The 15,945-nt window shown below is 70.1% G+C and carries 20 protein-coding genes; 12 read left to right on the forward strand and 8 right to left on the reverse strand.

Translation table 11 applies throughout. The features are described 5' to 3' along the window. Positions 1-66: 66 nt before the first annotated feature. The gene (locus ACWEOE_RS02220; protein ID WP_452002679.1) at positions 67-348 is read right to left on the reverse strand and encodes a DoxX family protein; all 282 of its coding nucleotides are present in this window, start codon (positions 346-348) and stop codon (positions 67-69) included. A gap of 82 nt (positions 349-430) precedes the next feature. Here ACWEOE_RS02220 and ACWEOE_RS02225 point away from each other — a divergent pair, with 82 nt between their 5' ends. Then, on the forward strand, positions 431-967 hold the full coding sequence (locus tag ACWEOE_RS02225; protein ID WP_452002682.1) for a DUF2020 domain-containing protein: 537 nt from the start codon (positions 431-433) through the stop codon (positions 965-967). A 138-nt stretch (positions 968-1,105) separates the two neighbouring features. Continuing rightward, positions 1,106-1,558, forward strand: coding sequence for a DUF6918 family protein (locus ACWEOE_RS02230; protein WP_452002685.1), 453 nt, complete (start codon positions 1,106-1,108; stop codon positions 1,556-1,558). A gap of 54 nt (positions 1,559-1,612) precedes the next feature. Here ACWEOE_RS02230 and ACWEOE_RS02235 read toward each other — a convergent pair whose 3' ends face one another. Then, positions 1,613-2,233 carry a hypothetical protein gene (locus ACWEOE_RS02235; RefSeq protein ID WP_452002688.1) on the reverse strand — a complete coding sequence of 207 codons (621 nt, stop codon included), beginning with the start codon at positions 2,231-2,233 and terminating at the stop codon, positions 1,613-1,615. 206 nt (positions 2,234-2,439) lie between these two features. Here ACWEOE_RS02235 and ACWEOE_RS02240 point away from each other — a divergent pair, with 206 nt between their 5' ends. Together ACWEOE_RS02240 and ACWEOE_RS02245 are read left to right on the forward strand one after the other, a co-directional pair. Continuing rightward, entirely contained in the window at positions 2,440-2,964 is a 525-nt protein-coding gene (locus ACWEOE_RS02240) for a peptidylprolyl isomerase (protein WP_452002690.1), read from the forward strand. 175 nt (positions 2,965-3,139) lie between these two features. Then, positions 3,140-3,910, forward strand: a complete 771-nt coding sequence (locus tag ACWEOE_RS02245; protein ID WP_452002693.1) for a rhomboid family intramembrane serine protease — start codon at positions 3,140-3,142, stop codon at positions 3,908-3,910. Between the two features lie 387 nt (positions 3,911-4,297). Here ACWEOE_RS02245 and ACWEOE_RS02250 read toward each other — a convergent pair whose 3' ends face one another. Together ACWEOE_RS02250 and crgA are read right to left on the reverse strand one after the other, a co-directional pair. After that, positions 4,298-4,711 carry a PH domain-containing protein gene (locus ACWEOE_RS02250; RefSeq protein WP_452002696.1) on the reverse strand — a complete coding sequence of 138 codons (414 nt, stop codon included), beginning with the start codon at positions 4,709-4,711 and terminating at the stop codon, positions 4,298-4,300. A 70-nt stretch (positions 4,712-4,781) separates the two neighbouring features. Then, the gene (gene crgA / locus ACWEOE_RS02255; RefSeq protein ID WP_452002699.1) at positions 4,782-5,048 is read right to left on the reverse strand and encodes a cell division protein CrgA; all 267 of its coding nucleotides are present in this window, start codon (positions 5,046-5,048) and stop codon (positions 4,782-4,784) included. Positions 5,049-5,598: 550 nt separating this feature from the next. Here crgA and ACWEOE_RS02260 point away from each other — a divergent pair. The 3 genes from ACWEOE_RS02260 to ACWEOE_RS02270 are packed head-to-tail and all read left to right on the forward strand — an operon-like array spanning position 5,599 to position 7,711. Further along, the gene (locus tag ACWEOE_RS02260) at positions 5,599-6,570 is read left to right on the forward strand and encodes a class E sortase (RefSeq protein ID WP_452003341.1); all 972 of its coding nucleotides are present in this window, start codon (positions 5,599-5,601) and stop codon (positions 6,568-6,570) included. Beyond that, entirely contained in the window at positions 6,570-6,728 is a 159-nt protein-coding gene (locus tag ACWEOE_RS02265; protein WP_452002701.1) for a hypothetical protein, read from the forward strand. Before ACWEOE_RS02260 ends, ACWEOE_RS02265 begins: the two co-directional genes overlap by 1 nt. Beyond that, complete coding sequence (locus ACWEOE_RS02270; protein ID WP_452002704.1) at positions 6,680-7,711, forward strand: LLM class flavin-dependent oxidoreductase; 1,032 nt, start codon at positions 6,680-6,682, stop codon at positions 7,709-7,711. Before ACWEOE_RS02265 ends, ACWEOE_RS02270 begins: the two co-directional genes overlap by 49 nt. 9 nt (positions 7,712-7,720) lie before the next feature. On the opposite strand, the gene ACWEOE_RS02275 is transcribed toward ACWEOE_RS02270, so the two are convergent. The 3 genes from ACWEOE_RS02275 to ACWEOE_RS02285 all read right to left on the reverse strand — a co-directional run bounded on the left by ACWEOE_RS02275 (position 7,721) and on the right by ACWEOE_RS02285 (position 9,655). After that, complete coding sequence (locus ACWEOE_RS02275; protein ID WP_452002706.1) at positions 7,721-8,113, reverse strand: SCO5389 family protein; 393 nt, start codon at positions 8,111-8,113, stop codon at positions 7,721-7,723. Positions 8,114-8,207: 94 nt separating this feature from the next. Then, a complete protein-coding gene (locus ACWEOE_RS02280) occupies positions 8,208-8,942 on the reverse strand; it encodes an ABC transporter permease (RefSeq protein ID WP_452002709.1) in 735 nt (244 codons plus the stop codon). A gap of 2 nt (positions 8,943-8,944) precedes the next feature. After that, positions 8,945-9,655, reverse strand: a complete 711-nt coding sequence (locus ACWEOE_RS02285) for an ABC transporter ATP-binding protein (RefSeq protein ID WP_452002712.1) — start codon at positions 9,653-9,655, stop codon at positions 8,945-8,947. A 178-nt stretch (positions 9,656-9,833) separates the two neighbouring features. On the opposite strand from ACWEOE_RS02285, the gene ACWEOE_RS02290 reads away from it, so the two are divergent. After that, positions 9,834-11,669 (forward strand): histidine kinase, encoded by a 1,836-nt coding sequence (locus ACWEOE_RS02290; RefSeq protein WP_452002714.1) that lies wholly within the window; start codon positions 9,834-9,836, stop codon positions 11,667-11,669. Beyond that, a complete protein-coding gene (locus ACWEOE_RS02295; protein ID WP_452003344.1) occupies positions 11,666-12,265 on the forward strand; it encodes a LuxR C-terminal-related transcriptional regulator in 600 nt (199 codons plus the stop codon). The genes ACWEOE_RS02290 and ACWEOE_RS02295 overlap by 4 nt, the downstream gene beginning before the upstream one ends. 3 nt (positions 12,266-12,268) lie before the next feature. On the opposite strand, the gene ACWEOE_RS02300 is transcribed toward ACWEOE_RS02295, so the two are convergent. Further along, complete coding sequence (locus ACWEOE_RS02300; RefSeq protein ID WP_452003347.1) at positions 12,269-13,588, reverse strand: FAD-dependent oxidoreductase; 1,320 nt, start codon at positions 13,586-13,588, stop codon at positions 12,269-12,271. Positions 13,589-13,699: 111 nt separating this feature from the next. Between ACWEOE_RS02300 and ACWEOE_RS02305 the strand changes: the two genes are divergently transcribed. Genes ACWEOE_RS02305 through ACWEOE_RS02315 form a run of 3 tightly spaced genes read left to right on the forward strand, consistent with a single transcriptional unit; the run spans position 13,700 to position 15,779 of the window. Beyond that, positions 13,700-14,344 carry an aminodeoxychorismate/anthranilate synthase component II gene (locus ACWEOE_RS02305; RefSeq protein ID WP_452002716.1) on the forward strand — a complete coding sequence of 215 codons (645 nt, stop codon included), beginning with the start codon at positions 13,700-13,702 and terminating at the stop codon, positions 14,342-14,344. A gap of 8 nt (positions 14,345-14,352) precedes the next feature. Then, positions 14,353-15,147 carry an ABC transporter ATP-binding protein gene (locus ACWEOE_RS02310; protein WP_452003350.1) on the forward strand — a complete coding sequence of 265 codons (795 nt, stop codon included), beginning with the start codon at positions 14,353-14,355 and terminating at the stop codon, positions 15,145-15,147. Next, positions 15,135-15,779: a hypothetical protein gene (locus ACWEOE_RS02315; RefSeq protein ID WP_452002718.1), complete on the forward strand. Its 645-nt coding sequence runs from the start codon at positions 15,135-15,137 to the stop codon at positions 15,777-15,779. The genes ACWEOE_RS02310 and ACWEOE_RS02315 overlap by 13 nt, the downstream gene beginning before the upstream one ends. The last annotated feature ends 166 nt before the right edge of the window (positions 15,780-15,945 follow it).

Raw genomic sequence — 15,945 nt, forward strand, 5'->3', positions numbered from 1 at the left:
CCGGAAAACCCGGCGTCCATCGTTGCACGCCGGGCCGGAAAAGTGGGGCAAACGGGGCAAAGCAGGTCAGCCGGCGGTGGCGGGCACTGCGCGCGGGCGCCGGAACAAGTCGAGCAGCGACCAGTGGCCGCCGCCGGTGAAAGCGAGGAGGAGGAAGGCCCAGGCGAAGATGGCGGCTTGCTCGCCGCCGTTTTCGATGGGCAGCACGGCTTTGCCGAAGTGCACCGTGAAGTACGCGAAGGCCATGGAGCCGGAGCAGATCACGGCGGCGGTGCGGGTGCCGAGGCCCAGTGTCACGGCGGCGCCGCCGACGAGTTGGATCAGGGCGGCCCACCAGCCGGGCCACATGCCGACGAGTCCCTTACTCCGTGAAACCTGAACCTTTCGCTCTTCACTCTCGTGTGACTGGACATGATTGACTGTGCGCGCTATGCGACGAATCCTCGCTCTCGCGCCTGCCCTGGCGTTGCTCGCCGGCTGCAGCATGTCGACTCCCATTCAGGGCACCGCGCAGCCCACGCCGCCTCCGGCGACGACCCAGCACGCGGCTGAGCCCGGCCTGCCACCCGATCCGCAGCCGGCCCGGGAGGCGAAGTGTCCCTACCTCTCGGCCGAGACGGTGCAGGACGCGAACGGCCAGCACGTGACGACCGTACGCGTCTCGAACGACGAACCGAACCCCGCGTGCTTCTTCTACCGCCCCGACGGCGGGCTCCAGGTGACCGTGCAGGTGTACGTGGGCACCAAGGACGTCGCGACGAGGCTGGTGAACCGGGCCGCGCCCGTCGACTCGTCCAACCCCGCGAGCGACCCCGCGGGGTGGAAGGGCGGCTACCAGCCGGCTGGTGACGGAGTGGTGTACGCGGTCTCGAAGGGGGGAGCCGCCGTCATCGTGACGAGTAACCAACAGCAGAGCATCAAAGCACGCACAGTGGCCAAGAAGGCTATCGCGGCCCTGAAGCTCTGAGTAGTGGCCTCCGCACGGGTGAGTGAAGTTGATCTTGTATTACCCTGTGCGTCACGCGCGCGGCCTCAGCTCTCGCGCGGGCGGGTGCCCGTGTGGCACCACAAGCACTTCGCCATCTCTACGACAAGGACAAGATTCGTGGCTGACACCCTCAAGGAAATCCTGCTCGACTCCAGCCGTCGCCCGTCGGTCGTGACCGACCTGGAGGGCCTCGTGGACGCCGAGGTCTCCGACAAGGGCGGGGTCTCGGGCGCGGTCGTGAAGACCGGCTTCGCCGCCGTCAAGAAGATCAAGCCGGGCATCATCCCCTCGGCCGTCGACACCCTGCTGGACGACTTCGCCGTGGCCCTCGAGCCGTTCTACGGCGACTACCGCGCCCAGGGCGGCAACGACTTCGGTGCCTACCTGACCAGCCGCTCCGACGCGGCCGCCGACGCGCTGCTGAGCGTCACCGACTCGCGCGCCGACCGCAGCAGCCGCGACAGCATCAAGAAGGTCTACTCGAAGCTGCGCCCGAACGGCAAGAAGAACGTCGAGGAGGCCCTGCCCCGCCTCGGCCAGCTGATCGACAAGCACGCCGCGAACGCCTGAGTCGCAACGAAAGAGGGCCCTGGGACACGTCCCGGGGCCCTCTTCGCGTCTGCTTCAGCTCTTCTTCTCGGCCGGCGTGCTGGGCGCCTTGCCGTTGCTCGCCGGAGACGGCGTGGTCTCCGAAGCGGGCTTCGCCGGGGGGGCCGGCGGGGTGGCCTTCGGCGGCGCCGGGGCGACCGGCGGCTCCTGCTGGCGCGACTTCAGCGCCACGGCCGTGCCGACGGCGACGGCGCCCAGGCCGAGCACCCACGGCCAGCGGCGACGCTTGCGCGTGCCCTTGGCCGCCGACTTCGCCTCGACCAGCGCGGCGCGGAAGTCCTTCTTCGCGGCCTTGAAGTCCTTCTTGCCCCGGCGCTTCGACTCACCGGCGGACTTCGCGGCCTTGATCGCGGCCTTCTTCGCCTTGCGGCCGGGCTTCTTCAGCTCGGCGATGCGGGCGAGAGCCTCCTTGCGTGCAGCGGCCGAGCTCTTCTTGAGCTCCTTGCGCGTGAGCTCGGTCTTCTTCGCGAGCTTCTTGCGTGCCCGGCGGCTCTGCTTCGCGAATTCTTCGGCACCGGCTTCGGCGGCCTTCGCGGCGGCCTCGGCGCCCGCCTTGCCCGCTTCGGCGGCTCGCTTGCGCAGGCCGACCGTGCCGGACTTCACCGACTCGCTCACCGAATCTGCGGCCCGGGTCATGGCCTTCACCTCATCAATCGTTTTGATAGCGCTCTGTTGCCCGTAACCTATCGTGCCCTTTTTCCCCGCGTAACGCTGTGTCTTCCCCCAACGGGAACCGGTGAAACCTCGGGAAATGGGCCTTTTCCTGCGGTCAGGCGGTCGAGTTCGCCCACGGCGAGCCCCCTGAACCCCCCAAATGTGCGAAGGGATGGCACGATGGCGGCGTGACTGAAAGCGCCCGCAAGGCCACCCTGCACACCAACAAGGGTGACATCCACGTGAACCTGCTCCCCGACCACGCGCCGAAGACGGTCGCGAACTTCGTGGGGCTCGCCGACGGCTCCAAGGAGTACACGCAGCCGAACGCGCAGGGCACGAACTCCGGCCCGTTCTACGACGGCTCGATCTTCCACCGGGTCATCGACGGCTTCATGATCCAGGGCGGCGACCCGACCGGCACCGGTCGTGGCGGCCCCGGCTACAAGTTCGGCGACGAGTTCCACCCCGAGCTGCAGTTCAACAAGCCGTACCTGCTGGCGATGGCGAACGCCGGGCCCGGCACCAACGGCTCGCAGTTCTTCATCACCGTCGCGCCCACCACACACCTGAACTTCCGCCACACGATCTTCGGTGAGGTGGCGGACCAGGAGTCCCGCAACGTCGTCGACGCGATCGCGCAGACGTCGACCGGTCCGGCCGACAAGCCGCTGGAAGACGTCGTCATCCAGAAGGTCACCATCGAGGCCTAGGGCCGTCCCGGGGGGATTTCGGTAGGTTGGTGGCATCGTGAACCAACCGCCGAATCCCCCCGCGTACCCGCCGGCCGCGCTGCCCGGTTGCTGGTGGCACCCGAACCGCCCGACCGGCCTCAGCTGTGCGCGCTGCGGGCGTCCGGCGTGCCCCGACTGCCTGCAGGAAGCCCCCGTGGGCTTCCAGTGCACCGACTGCGTGCACTCCGGCTCGCAGCAACAGAAACGGCAGCACCGCGAGTACCAGAACGCCGGCAGGGGCACGCGCACGATCGCGGGCGCCCGGCCGACGAACTCCGTCGTCGTGACGATGACGTTGCTCGCCGTCAACGTCTTGCTCTACCTGATCACCGCGGTGCAGGCGAAGAGCCTCGACAACAGCAACGCGTCGATCAACTTGCTGGGGGTCATGCAGCCCTTCGCCGCGCTGGTCGACGGCGAGTGGTGGCGGATCATCACCTCGGGCTTCGTGCACTTCGGGATCATCCACATCGCCGTGAACATGTTCTCGCTCTGGATGATGGGTCGAGACCTGGAAAAGGTCTTCGGCAAGGCCCGGTACCTGGCGCTCTACTTCGTCTCGTTGCTGGGCTCTTCGGTTGCCGTGCTGCTCTTCGACAACCCCGGACAGGTCTCCGGAGGCGCGTCGGGCGCGTTGTTCGGCCTGATGGGCTGCTACGCGGTCATCGTCGTGAAGCTCAAGCTCAACCCGTCCGGCCTGCTGATCACGCTCGCGATCAACGCGTACGTCACCTTCGCCATCCCCGGCATCTCGATCCTCGCCCACGTCGGTGGGCTCATCACGGGTGCGCTCGTGTCCGTCGCGCTGCTGTACGCGCCGGAGCGCGACCGCGTGCGCTGGCAGGTGATCGGCGTCGGGATCATCGTCGTGGCGCTGGTGGGCCTGGTGGTCTACCGCGGCGCCGTGCTGAACTCGATGGTGTAGGCCACGCCGCCCACCGGCCGGGCCCCTCGATCCGGCGGTGGACAGCTGAGCCCGGCTTACGCGGCGGCCGGCAGGCCAGGTCGGGCTGGGGGAGGTGGTTGGCGTAGTCGGACAGCACCTTGGGCGCGATGTGGCCGACGACCTCCATCAGCTCCGCGTAGAGGTTGGGCACCTTGCCCAGCTGCGACCCAGGCGTGGCGCGCCGGCGCGACACCGCCTGGCGCGAATGGCTGGCCTCACGCGTCGAGGCGCTGGCGAGCAGTGCGCAGGAGAAGCCGCTGGCCGTGTTCGACGCTATGGAAGAGCGCGTCGGCTGGCAGGACCCGACGCGGCCCAGCGCGCCACGGAAACGGCGGCGATCCTGCTGGCCGCGGTGCCTGCTGCCGGTTAGTGACGCAGCTCAGTCAGGACGTCGTGGACGTCTCGTGGGTCTTCACCGAGGTCGACGCGGCCGAAGATGTAGAGCTGGTCGTCGTGTTCCAGTTCGAGCGTGACACCGTCGCGGCCCAGCCGGCGGGTGGTGCGCAGCTGCACGGTGGTCTCGGCCCACGGCAGGCGGTGCGTGCCGCCGAGGGTGCGGGCGACCAGGCCCTCGGCGTCGGCGGACAGGCGCGGGCGCACCACCGACCAGTGCACGGCGAACGCCCCGATCGCCACGGTGGCGACGCCCATGAGCAGCGCGCCCTTGCCGTCGCCGAAGACGCCGTCGAGCACAGCGCCGATGAGCAGCAGGCCGGTCACGGCCCAGGCCACTACCACAAGGGCCGAACGCGGGGCCCACGAGGTGGGGTAGTTATCCACAGCGGTTATCCACACTGGGGATGAGTCACACCGGTGTAATTCGGTGTCAAGCCGCCATCCGGAGTAATGATCAGCGCCAGCGCATGGTCATGAGCAGGCCGACGATCATCGCCGCGAATCCGATGCCGAAGTTCCAGTTCCCGAGATCGGTCAGGAACGAAATCTTGTCGCCGGCGATGTAGTTCACGATGAGCCACAGCAGCCCGAGGAGCATGAGGCCGAACATGACGATCTTGTAGAACAGGTTCGACGGGCCCGCGGCCTTGACCTTCACCGGCGTCCGGCGATCAACGGGCGGGGTGTACGCGGTCTTCTTGCGGACCTTGGACTTCGGCATCGTGTTCCTCGCGTGCGGTTCTGGCTCTGGCCGGTGGCGGTGCCTGTTCGCGGGCATCCCGCTCGTCGGGTTGCGCAACCAGCGCCACGTGAACACGTTAACGTAAACGACGGCTCCAGAGCACCGGGCGGGAGCGGTCGGATTTCCGGACTGTGACAATAGCGCCACCGGCAGTTCCACCGGCGGTGTGAGAGGAGCTTGCGTGACGACGCAGGATTGGCCGGGTGAAGACGACCGCCGCCGCCCGCCGCAGGGGCCCGACGGCCAGCGGCGACGCCAGCCGCCACCCGGTGCCGACGGCGCCGCGAGACCCCGCAGGCAGCCGCCGGGTGACCCCACGCGCAGAGCGTCCGAGCCGCCCCGGCGCGTGGCCGGCGACCCGGCCCGCAGGCAGGCCGACCAGCGCAGATCACCCGATCAGAGCAGGCAGCCGCGTCCCGCTCAGCAGTACAGCGCCGACCAGCAGGGCTCGCGCACCGAGCGCATGAACTCGCCGCGCCCTCGTCCGCGCTCGGGGCAGGCCGGGACGCCGCCGCGAGGCACCGAGCGGATGAACGTGCCACACCGCACTCCGCCTCGGGGCACCGGCCGGCCGGCACAGCCACCCCGTGACCCGCGCCGGCCCGTGGTCGCCGACCAGCCGACAGAGGTGTTCGCGGCCGTCGAGGCGGGCGGCACCGCCACCGCGGTGAAGGAGAAGCCCGCACCTGCGCCGCTGGGCAAGGGTGGCGTCGCGATCCGGACGGCGGGCGAGGTGCTCATCACGCTGGGCCTCGTCGTGCTGCTGTTCATGGTCTACGAGGTCTACGTGACGGACCTGTTCTCGGCCGAGAAGCAGTCGGCCGCGAGTGACCAGCTCCAGGGCGACTGGGCCAAGGACCGCACGCTGCACCCCGGCCTCGTGGACGGCAAGGCGTTCGCGCGCATCCACATCCCGGCGTTCGGCGCCGACTTCAACTTCACGATCCAGGAGGGCACGGGCGAGGACTCGCTCGCCATCGGCCCCGGCCACTACAAGGGCACGGCGCTGCCCGGTGAACCCGGCAACTTCGGCGTCGCCGGTCACCGCGTGGGCAAGGGCGCGCCGTTCAACGACCTGGACAACCTCAGCTCCTGTGACCAGATCGTGATCGAGACGCAGACCGACTTCTTCATCTACAAGGTGCTGCCCTACGACGACGAGCTGTCGGGCTGGAGCAGCGGCAAGGGCGCGCAGCCGGAGTGCAAGGGCGTGGGAACGCTGCGCAACCCGAGCATTCCCGGTGGCGGAGCGTACGACCAGACGTTCGGCCGCAAGGTCGTGCTCCCGAGCCAGGGTGACGCCGTGAACCCGGTGCCGTACAAGCCGGCGGACACGTTGCCGAAGGCGGAGGAAGCGTCGCTGCTCACGCTCACCACGTGCCACCCGCAGTTCTCCGCGAAGCAGCGGCTGATCATCACGTCGGTGCTCACGCAGCAGGTGCCGAAGTCGCAGGTGGCCGACTACGGGAAGCTGCTGACCCAGATCGGCGGGGCTTCCTGATGTACGCGTGGATCTGGCGGCGCCTGCCGGGACCGTTCGCGGCGAAGCTGACGATCGCCGTCGTGCTGGTGCTCGGCATCGTCGCGCTGCTGATGTTCGTGGTCTTCCCGTGGCTCGATCCGCTGCTGCCGTTCAACGAAGTGTCGGTGGACAGCTGAGGCACACCCGATTCGGTGTCTTCCTCGTGTCCGGGCGGTTCCCGGGGCAGGAGGACGCCGAAGTGCTGCTCCGGACCGTGCGCGCGGCCGAGGCCGCCGAAGCGGCGGGCTTCGACGACGTGTGGCTCGCCGAGCACCACTTCCTGCCTTACGGCGTGTGCCCGTCGGCGATCACGCTCGCCGCGCACGTGCTCGGGTGCACTGAGCGGATCGACGTCGGCACGGCGGTGAGCGTGCTGTCCACGACGCACCCGGTGGCCTTGGCGGAGCAGTGGTCGATGCTCGACGCGGTGTCCGGCGGGCGGCTGCGCCTCGGCGTCGGGCGCGGCGGTCCGTGGGTCGACCTGGAGGTGTTCGGCACCGGGATCGACCGGTACGAACGCGGGTTCGAGGAGTCGCTCGACGTGCTGCTGAGCGCCACCGCGAGCAAGGTCTCGGCCGACGGTGAGCACTTCGCCTTCCGCGAAGTGCCGCTGGTCCCGGCTCCGCGGCGCCGGCCGGAGATCGTGGTCGCCGCCGGCGGTCCGAAGTCCGACGCCGTGCGCCTGGCCGCCGAACGCGGGCTGCCGCTGCTGCTCGGCCTGCACGCCGGTGACGACGAGAAGGCCGCGACGGTCGCGGCGTACGGCGCGCCCGCTGCGCACGTGTCGACGGTGCTGTGCCAGGTCGGCGCCAGCCGCTTGTCAGCAGTCGAGGTGGTGCGGAAATCATTGCCCGGCTGGCTTTCCGACGGTCTCGGCGCCCACGTGACGGTGGACGGCCGGCCCGGGCCCTCGCGTGATCCGCACGAGTACACCGAGCAGCTGTGCGAAATCCACCCCGTCGGCGATCCGGAGTACTGCATGAAGACGCTGGAAACGAGCCTCCGGCGTACCGGCGCCGCCCACGTGATCATGTTCGTGGAAGCGTCCGGTACGCCGGAGGGCACGGTCGAGAACATCAGCCGGATCGGCGCGGAAGTCCTCCCCGCGCTCAGGGCTTAGCAGAAACCGTCAGCAGTCGCGCAGCTCCGGGCTCTGGTTGAGCAGCTGCCCGCGCACCGACACGAACGCGCGGTAGCGGTCACTGTCCATTTCGGACGTCCGGAACACGGCGACCCGGTGGCAGTTCTGGAAAGCGAGCTTCACACCGAAGTGGCGCTCGAGCCCGCCGCGGATGGCGTCGGAGGCCAGGGCGCGCAGTAGCTGGCCGCGGGCCGCCTCGCTCGGCGGCGGCGTCTCGTTGTCGGCGAAGCCGTCCGGCGCGCCCTCGGCCTCGGCGATCACACCCGTGATCACTTCCCACGCGTACGGCAGCGACTCCCGCACGCAGGCGACGAACTCGGCGTCGGAGACCTCCCCGCGCTCGGCCTTTTCCAGCAGCGCGGGCGATACGTCCAGAGACAAGACAACCTCCATGGTGAGTGGTTCCCCCTCCTTGGCTACTCGCCCGGCAGAGGACGCCACAAGAGAAAACGGTATTCATCACCACTTCGGTGGATCACTCCCACCGGAACAGCCGCACGGCCAGCGCCGTCCCGCCCAGCGCGAACGCGGCCAGAGCGACGAACTGCAGCGGCTGAACGCCCGCACCCACCCACGCGTCCTGCAGCGGCTGCGTGCCCGGCGGCACGTACGCGCCGATCTGCTGGATCACCTCCGGCAGCAGCGGCCGCGGCAGGTACACGCCGCCGAGGAACATGATCGGGAAGAACGCGATCATCGCGATTGCCGACGCGGCCTTCGCCGTGCGGGCGACCGAAGCCGCCACGAGGCCGAGCGCGAACACCGACACCAGGCCCAGCAGCAGCGTCACGGCGTAGGTCAGCGGGTGGCGTGGCAGCGGCACGGCGAAGCCGATGCGTGCGGTCACCAGCATCAGCAGCACGCCGGCGAGCGCCACCACCGCGTGGAGCACGAGCTGCGCCAGCAGCAGGAACGACGGGGGCACGGGTGTGGTCGCGAGCCGCCGCAGCACGCCCTGCTCGCGGTAGCTCGCCACGGACGCGGGGATCGACTGCAGGCCGAGCATCGCGAGGGAGACCACGACGAGCGACGGGACCCACAGGTCGATGAACCGGTAGCCACCGGTCACCTCGCTCGGTTCCCGCATGCCCGAGATCGAGCCGATGCCGACCAGCAGCGCCGTGGGCAGCAGCACGCCGAACAACGCCCACAGCGGCGTGCGCAGGAAGAGTTTCGCCTCGGTGGCGAGGAGTCGGGTGAACGTGTGCACGGTCAGCTCCGTCCGGTGAGGGTGACGAACGCGTCGTCCAAAGTGGACTTTCCAGTGGTGGTCCGGAGTTCGGCCGGCGTGCCGGCGGCGACCACGCGGCCGGCGTCGAACACCGCGACGCGGTCGCAGAGGCGCTCGGCTTCGTCCATGAAGTGGGTGACGAGCACGACCGTGACACCGGCGTCGCGCACGCCCGTGACGAGCCGCCAGGTTTCGCGGCGCGAGCGCGGGTCGAGGCCGGTGGTGAGCTCGTCGAGGATCGCGAGCTCGGGGTTGCCGACCAGCGCGAGCGCGATCGACAGCCGCTGCCGCAAGCCGCCGGAGAGCTTGCCGAACGCCGTGGTGCGGTGCTCTTCGAGCCGCAGCTTTCGCAGCAGCACTCCGACGTCGGCCGGGTTCGGGTAGAAGGCCGCGAACAGCTCCAGCGCCTCGGCCACCCGCAGTTTCTCGGGCAGCCGCGCGTCCTGCAGCTGCACGCCGACGCGCTGGTGCAGCTGAGCGGCGTCTTTCGAGGGATCCAGGCCCAGCACGGAGATCGTGCCGGAATCGGGGGTACGCAGGCCCTGGAGGCATTCGACGGTGGTGGTCTTGCCGGCACCGTTGGTGCCGAGGATGCCGAAGATCTCGCCGCGCTCGACGGCGAACGAAACGCCGTCGACCGCGACCCGCTCGCCGTAGGTCTTGCGGAGCTCGGTGACTTCGAGGAGAGGCATGCGAAAGACGCTAAAAGCACTCGGCGTCCGGCAGAATGGCACTGAAACCCCAGCTCAGGTGGGGTTTCGCTGACGCTGGGGTGGGCCCAGCCCCACCCCGGTCCGGAGGCTTCGGCCAGTGCGCGCGAGGGCCCGATTCGGTCAGACTGAGGTTCAGCGCGGGGAAGGGGGTCCGGTGATGGTTTCGGCACGACGAGCGTTCGCCCTCGCCGGTTTCGCGCTGCTGAGCTGGGTCGACGCGCTGGTCGAGCTGGTCGCGTTTCTGCTGCTGTGCGTCGGGCTCGTGGTCTTCTTCACCCCCGCGGTCGACTGGGCGCGTGGCCGGTCGGCGCGCACGCGGCAGCTCGTCAGCCGGTGGTGTGGCGTCGAGGTCGCGGCGCCCTACCGCCCGGAGCCGGCGGAGCCTGAACGCGAGAGCGACGGCTGGTACCGCGACGGGAACCAGCTCTACAAACGGCCGTGGTGGATCCGCTGGAACCGACGTTTCACGTGGATCACGGAGGATCCGGCGACCGGCCGCGAGTTCGGCTGGCAGGTGCTGAACCCGCCGTTCGCGCTGGTCACGGCGCTGTTGTCCCTCGTGTCCGGGCGCCGCGCCCTGCGCTGGTACGGCCGCTGGACGCGTTACTGGCTCGGGCCGCACCTCACTGCGCATCCCCTGCCCCAACGCGCACGCAAGCGTTGGCTGCACCGGCACGTGGAGTCGGTCGGCCACCAGTTCGGCCTGCTCGCGCTGGCGGTGGTGCACCTGGTCTTCTCGGCCTGGCAGCTCGTGGTGATCATCGGCGCGGCCCCGATGGCCGCGCCGCTCGTGCTGGGCTGCCGATCGGTCACCGACACACTGCGCCGCGAAGCCGGCCGCTGGACGGGCGTGCACATCGCGCGGCCGTACTTGCCGCCGCCGCGCCTGCCCGTGCCGCGCGCCGACGGGCTTTACCAGGTGGGCAAGCACCTGTACGACGAGCCGTGGTGGGCCGTGCAACGCGCCCGTACGCAGTGGGTGCTGCGCGACCGTGCCACCTGGCGTGATCTCGCCGGCGGCGCGTTGATCCCGGTGGTCACGCTGGTGCTCACGTTGCCGGCCATCGTGTTCTTCGGCTGGGGTCTGACCGGGCTCGTGCTGCTGTGGGGTGTCCGGCCGTTCGCGGCGGCTCTGGTCCAGTGGTACCCGCTGCCCGAGGTGTCGACGTACCTCGGCGCTCTCGCGCAGACGCCGCTCGTGCTCACGCTGCTTGTCGCCGGCCTGGCACCGGCCACGTGGCTCGCCCGGCAGCAGGCCCGCTTCGCCCGCGTGTGGCTCGGGCCCACGGAGGCCACGCGGCTCGCGCAACGGGTGGCGCGGCTAGACCAGTCGCGCACCGACGTCACCGTGGCGCAGGCCGCCGAGCTGCGCCGCATCGAACGCGACCTGCACGACGGCATCCAGTCGCGGCTCGTGGCCATGGGGATGAAACTCGGCGCGGTCGAGGCACTGATCGACCGCGATCCCGAAGCCGCGAAACGGCTGGCGGCCGAGCTGCGTACGGCGTCGGCCGAAGCGCTGACTGAGCTGCGGCTGCTCGTCCGCGGAATCCACCCGCCGGTGCTGTCCGAACGCGGTCTGGTCGACGCCGTGCGCGCGGCCGCGCTCGACAGCCCGCTCAAAGTCGACGTGACAGCCGACGTGCCGGGCCGCGTCGAGCAGCCGGTGGAGGCGTGCGCCTACTTCGCCGTGTGCGAGCTGCTCGGCAACGCGGCCAAACACGCTGGTGCGAAACGGGTTTCGATCTCGCTGACGTACGCCGAGGGCCTGCTGCGCGTGGTCGTGGCCGACGACGGGCGCGGCGGCGCCGAAGCCGCGCGGGGTTCGGGACTTCGCGGGATCGAGCGCCGGCTCGGGGCTTTCGACGGTACGTTGGCCCTCACCAGCCCACCGGGCGGACCGACCGAGGCGATCCTGGAGGTGCCGTGCCTGCTGAGTCCCGGCCCCGAACCGTCGTCGCCGAAGACCAGTACCTCCTCCGGGACGGCCTGACGCACCTGCTCGCCGCGCACGGCTTCGAGGTCGTCGCCGCGGTGGGCTCCGGTCCGGAACTCGCGGCGGCACTGCGGGAACACCGGCCAGATGTGTCCGTTGTGGACGTTCGCATGCCTCCGACGAACACCGACGAGGGCCTGCAGGTGGCGCTGGCGGCCCGGCGCGAGATGCCCGGGCTGCCGATTCTCGTGCTGTCGCAGCACGTCGAGCAGCTCTACGCGCGCGAGCTGCTCGCCGACGGCACCGGCGCCATCGGCTACCTGCTCAAGGACCGCGTGTTCAACGCCGAGCAGTTCGTGGACGCCGTGCGCCGCGTCGCCGCCGGCGGCACGGCCATGGACCCCGAGGTGATCGCGAAACTGGTGGCGGGCAACGCGAACGACCCGCTGGCCGCCCTGACCCCGCGCGAACGCGAGGTGCTGGCGCTCATGGCCGAAGGCTGTTCCAACGCCGCCATCGCCGCGCGCCTGCACTTCAGCGAAGGCGCCGTCGGCAAGCACACGGCCAACTTGTTCGCGAAGCTCGGCATCGCCGCCTCCGACGACACCAACCGCCGCGTGCTGGCCGTGCTCACCTACCTCGGTGCTGCCTGAAACTCAGTCCCGGGAAACCCGGATCATCTCGTCGCGTTCCACGACCTTGATCCGCTCGCGGCCGTGCGGCTCACCCAGCGACTTCTCGTGCGCGTCGAGCTTGCCCCAGCCTTCCCACGTGGTGAACGGGATGCCGCGCCCGGTCAGGAACTCGAGGATCGCGTCGGGCGAGTCGTGCTTCGGCTGCGTGAGCGTGTCGACGTCGGCGAGCAGGCTCGCGACGGTCTCGGCCGCGTCGCCCTTCGTGTGGCCGATCAGGCCGATCGGGCCGCGTTTGATCCAGCCGGTGACGTACACGCCCGGCAGCTGGTTCTCGTCGAGGTCGAGCACCCGCCCGGCCTGGTTCGGCACGACGCCGGCGACGTGGTCGAACGGGACCTCCGGCAGGTGCGAGGACAGGTAGCCGACCGCGCGGTACACGGCCTGCACGTCCCAGTCGTGGAACTCGCCCGTGCCGCGGACGCCGCCCTCGCCGTCGTACTCGGTGCGCTCGGTGCGCAACCCGGTCACGCGGCCGTCTTCGCCGACGATCTCGGCCGGCGCGTGGAAGAAGTGCAGGTGCAGCCGCTTCGGACGGGTGCCCTCGTCGCGGATCGCCCACTCCTGCAGCGTTTTCACGACCATGTCGATCTGCTTCGACGCCCGCAGCGCGGTGATGCTGGCGTCGTCGAACTCCATGTCCTCGGGGTGCACGATCACCTCGACGTTCGGCGAGTGGTCGAGCTCGCGCAGCTCCAGTGGCGTGAACTTCGCCTGCGCCGGGCCGCGGCGGCCGAACACGTGCACGTCGGTGACGGGGCTGGCCTTCAGCCCTTCGTAGACGTTGGCCGGGATGTCGGTGGTGAGCAGCTCGTCGGCCGTTTTCGCGAGGATGCGGGCCACGTCGAGCGCCACGTTGCCGACGCCGAGCACCGCGACGGACGTGGCGTTGAGCGGCCAAGTGCGCGGCACGTCGGGGTGGCCGTCGTACCAGGAGACGAAGTCGGCGGCGCCGTGGCTGCCGTCGAGGTCGGCGCCCGGGATGTCGAGCGGCCGGTCGGCCATGGCGCCGGTGGAGAAGATCACGGCGTCGTAGAACTCGCGCAGCTCGTCGAGTTTCACGTCGGTGCCGTAGTCGACGTTGCCCAGCAGACGGATGTTCGGGCGGTCGAGCACCTTGTGCAGGGCGGTCACGATGCCCTTGATCCGCGGGTGGTCGGGCGCGACGCCGTAGCGGATCAACCCGAACGGCGCGGGCATGCGCTCGAAGAGGTCCACGTGCACGTCGGCGTCGGACTTGTCCAGGATGTCGGCGGCGTAGATACCGGCGGGACCGGCGCCCACGACCGCTACTCGAAGGAATCGGCTCACTGTACCCACGGTAAGTTAGGCCTACCTAACTTTCACTGTGATCTGGCGTACGGTCCACCAGGTGAGAGCCGCTAGGCTGATCGCATGCGCGTACTCGTCGTCGACAACTACGACAGCTTCGTCTACAACCTGGTGCAGTACCTGGCGCAGCTCGGCGCCGACTGCACGGTGTGGCGCAACGACGTGGTCGACCTCGAGCGCGTCCCCGAGTTCGACGCCGTGCTGGTGTCGCCCGGTCCCGGTACGCCCGAGCGAGCCGGCCAGAGCATCGAGGTCATCGCGAAGTGCGCCGAGACGCGCACGCCGATGCTCGGCGTCTGCCTCGGCCACCAGGCGCTGGGCGTGCACTTCGGCGCCACCGTGGACCGTGCGCCGGAGCTGCTGCACGGCAAGACCAGCCAGGTCCGGCACGACGGCCTGGGTGTGCTCGCCGGCCTGCCCGACGGGTTCACGGCCACTCGCTACCACTCGCTCACCGTGCTGCCCGAGACGATCCGCGACGAGATCTTCGAGGTCACCGGCCGCACCGAATCCGGGGTGGTGATGGGCATGCGCCACCGCGAGCTGCCGCTGGAAGGCGTGCAGTTCCACCCCGAGTCGGTGCTCACCGAGGGCGGGCACCGGATGCTGGCCACGTGGCTGGCCTCGGCCGGGTACGTCGTCGACCCGAAGAAGGTCGACGAGCTGGAACGCGCCACGAAGGCGCTGCAGAAGGCCGCCGCTGCGTGACCACGCCGCTGATCCGGCTCGAGGGGGTCGGTAAGCGGTACGGCGGCGGCGAGTTCGTGCTCGACGGCGTCGACCTGACCGTGCCCGCCGGGTGCGTGATCGGGATCCTCGGGGCCAACGGCTCGGGCAAGTCCACGCTGCTGCGCATCCTCGCGGGCGTTTCGCGGGCGAGTCTCGGCACGGTCGTGGGCACCCCGTCGATCGGTTACCTGCCCGACCGGTTCCCCGGCGGCCAGCGCCTGAGCGCGCGTTCGTACCTGCGGCACCTGGCGCGCATCCGCGGTGGCATCGACTTGTCGACCATCGACCCGCTGCTGGAGCGGCTCGCGCTGGTCGGCGGACCCGACGCGCAGCTGCGGACGCTGTCGAAGGGCAACGCGCAGAAGGTCGGCCTCGCGCAGGCCGTGCTGCCGCGACCCGACCTGCTGATCCTCGATGAGCCGTGGTCGGGCCTCGACGTCGGCACCCACGCGGTGCTGGGCGAGCTGGTGGCCGAGACGCGGGCGCGCGGCGCGAGCGTGGTGTTCACCGATCACCGGCCGGCCGTGGCGCGGGAGCACGCGGACGACGTCCACCGCATCGAACGCGGGCAGCTCACCGAGGTCCTCACGACCGAGCCCGCCACGCGCATCGTGCTCGCGGGCACCGGCGCCGACTGGGCCGGAGAACCCGGCGTGCGCCACGCGATCGCCGACGGGCCGCACGTGGTGCTCACGGTCGACGCGACGAGCGCCGACGCCGTGCTGCTGCGGGCGCTTTCGGGCGGCTGGTCGGTGCGGGAGGTGGCGCCGTGCTCGCCGTGAGCCGCTACTACCTCGCGCTGCTGGGCCTTTCGCAGCGGTATCTGCCGGCGTTGCTGGCCTACCTCGCGTTGTCGGTGATCCTCTACTCCGACCCGAACTCGCCGGTGCTGCCGCTCTACGGCGTGAGCAGCGGCGCGCTGGTCGTCCTCGGCTGCTGGCTCACGATCGCCGTGCTCGACATCGAGGATCCGGTGCAGCGGCTCGTCACCCTCAGCCACACGCGCAGCCGCCTGCGCACCATCGGCGGCGCGGTGCTGGCGGTGTTCGGCTGCCTGGTGGTGCTCACGGTGATCACGGTCGGGTGGTCGGCGATCAGGACGTGGCAGCTCAACTGGGGCGCGTTCGGTGTCGGCGTGCTGAGCCTGCTGGCGAGCGGGCTGCTCGGGGTCGCGATCGGACTGCCGTGCTCACGCCTGCTCGTCGGCCGCATCGGCTGGACGGTGCTGGCGGCCGTGCTCGTGCTCGGGCTGGTGCTGCTGGGCAAGTGGGTGCCGCTGGTGCACCCGCTGATCACCGCGCTCACCAACGACACCCCGTACGGCGGCGCGCTCGTGCTCGCCGTGGTCACGTCGGTGGTCGCGCTGGGCGTGAGCGCCGGTGTCGTCGGGTGGCTGGCGGGCCAGCGGGCCTGAACTCGCAGCGGTGATCGGTAACTCCGAGGTGAAACTGCAAATTGCACATGGCAATTTCCTGTTGGGATCTTCCCGAGATCACCCTCGGCACGCTAACGTTTTGCCCTCACCCACGCGGGTGGCATCGGCCAGCAGCGAAATCTGCTGCGGAGAGAGCCCGCGGCGC

This window comes from Amycolatopsis sp. NPDC004368, from assembly GCF_053602515.1.

Coding starts and splice junctions, on each gene's coding strand:
- ACWEOE_RS02220 (WP_452002679.1), bottom strand. CDS start 348: ATGTGGCCCGGCTGGTGGGCCGCCCTGATCCAACTCGTCGGCGGCGCC.
- ACWEOE_RS02225 (WP_452002682.1), top strand. CDS start 431: ATGCGACGAATCCTCGCTCTCGCGCCTGCCCTGGCGTTGCTCGCCGGC.
- ACWEOE_RS02235 (WP_452002688.1), bottom strand. CDS start 2,233: ATGACCCGGGCCGCAGATTCGGTGAGCGAGTCGGTGAAGTCCGGCACG.
- crgA (WP_452002699.1), bottom strand. CDS start 5,048: ATGCCGAAGTCCAAGGTCCGCAAGAAGACCGCGTACACCCCGCCCGTT.
- ACWEOE_RS02260 (WP_452003341.1), top strand. CDS start 5,599: ATGAACGTGCCACACCGCACTCCGCCTCGGGGCACCGGCCGGCCGGCA.
- ACWEOE_RS02265 (WP_452002701.1), top strand. CDS start 6,570: ATGTACGCGTGGATCTGGCGGCGCCTGCCGGGACCGTTCGCGGCGAAG.
- ACWEOE_RS02285 (WP_452002712.1), bottom strand. CDS start 9,655: ATGCCTCTCCTCGAAGTCACCGAGCTCCGCAAGACCTACGGCGAGCGG.
- ACWEOE_RS02290 (WP_452002714.1), top strand. CDS start 9,834: ATGGTTTCGGCACGACGAGCGTTCGCCCTCGCCGGTTTCGCGCTGCTG.
- ACWEOE_RS02305 (WP_452002716.1), top strand. CDS start 13,700: ATGCGCGTACTCGTCGTCGACAACTACGACAGCTTCGTCTACAACCTG.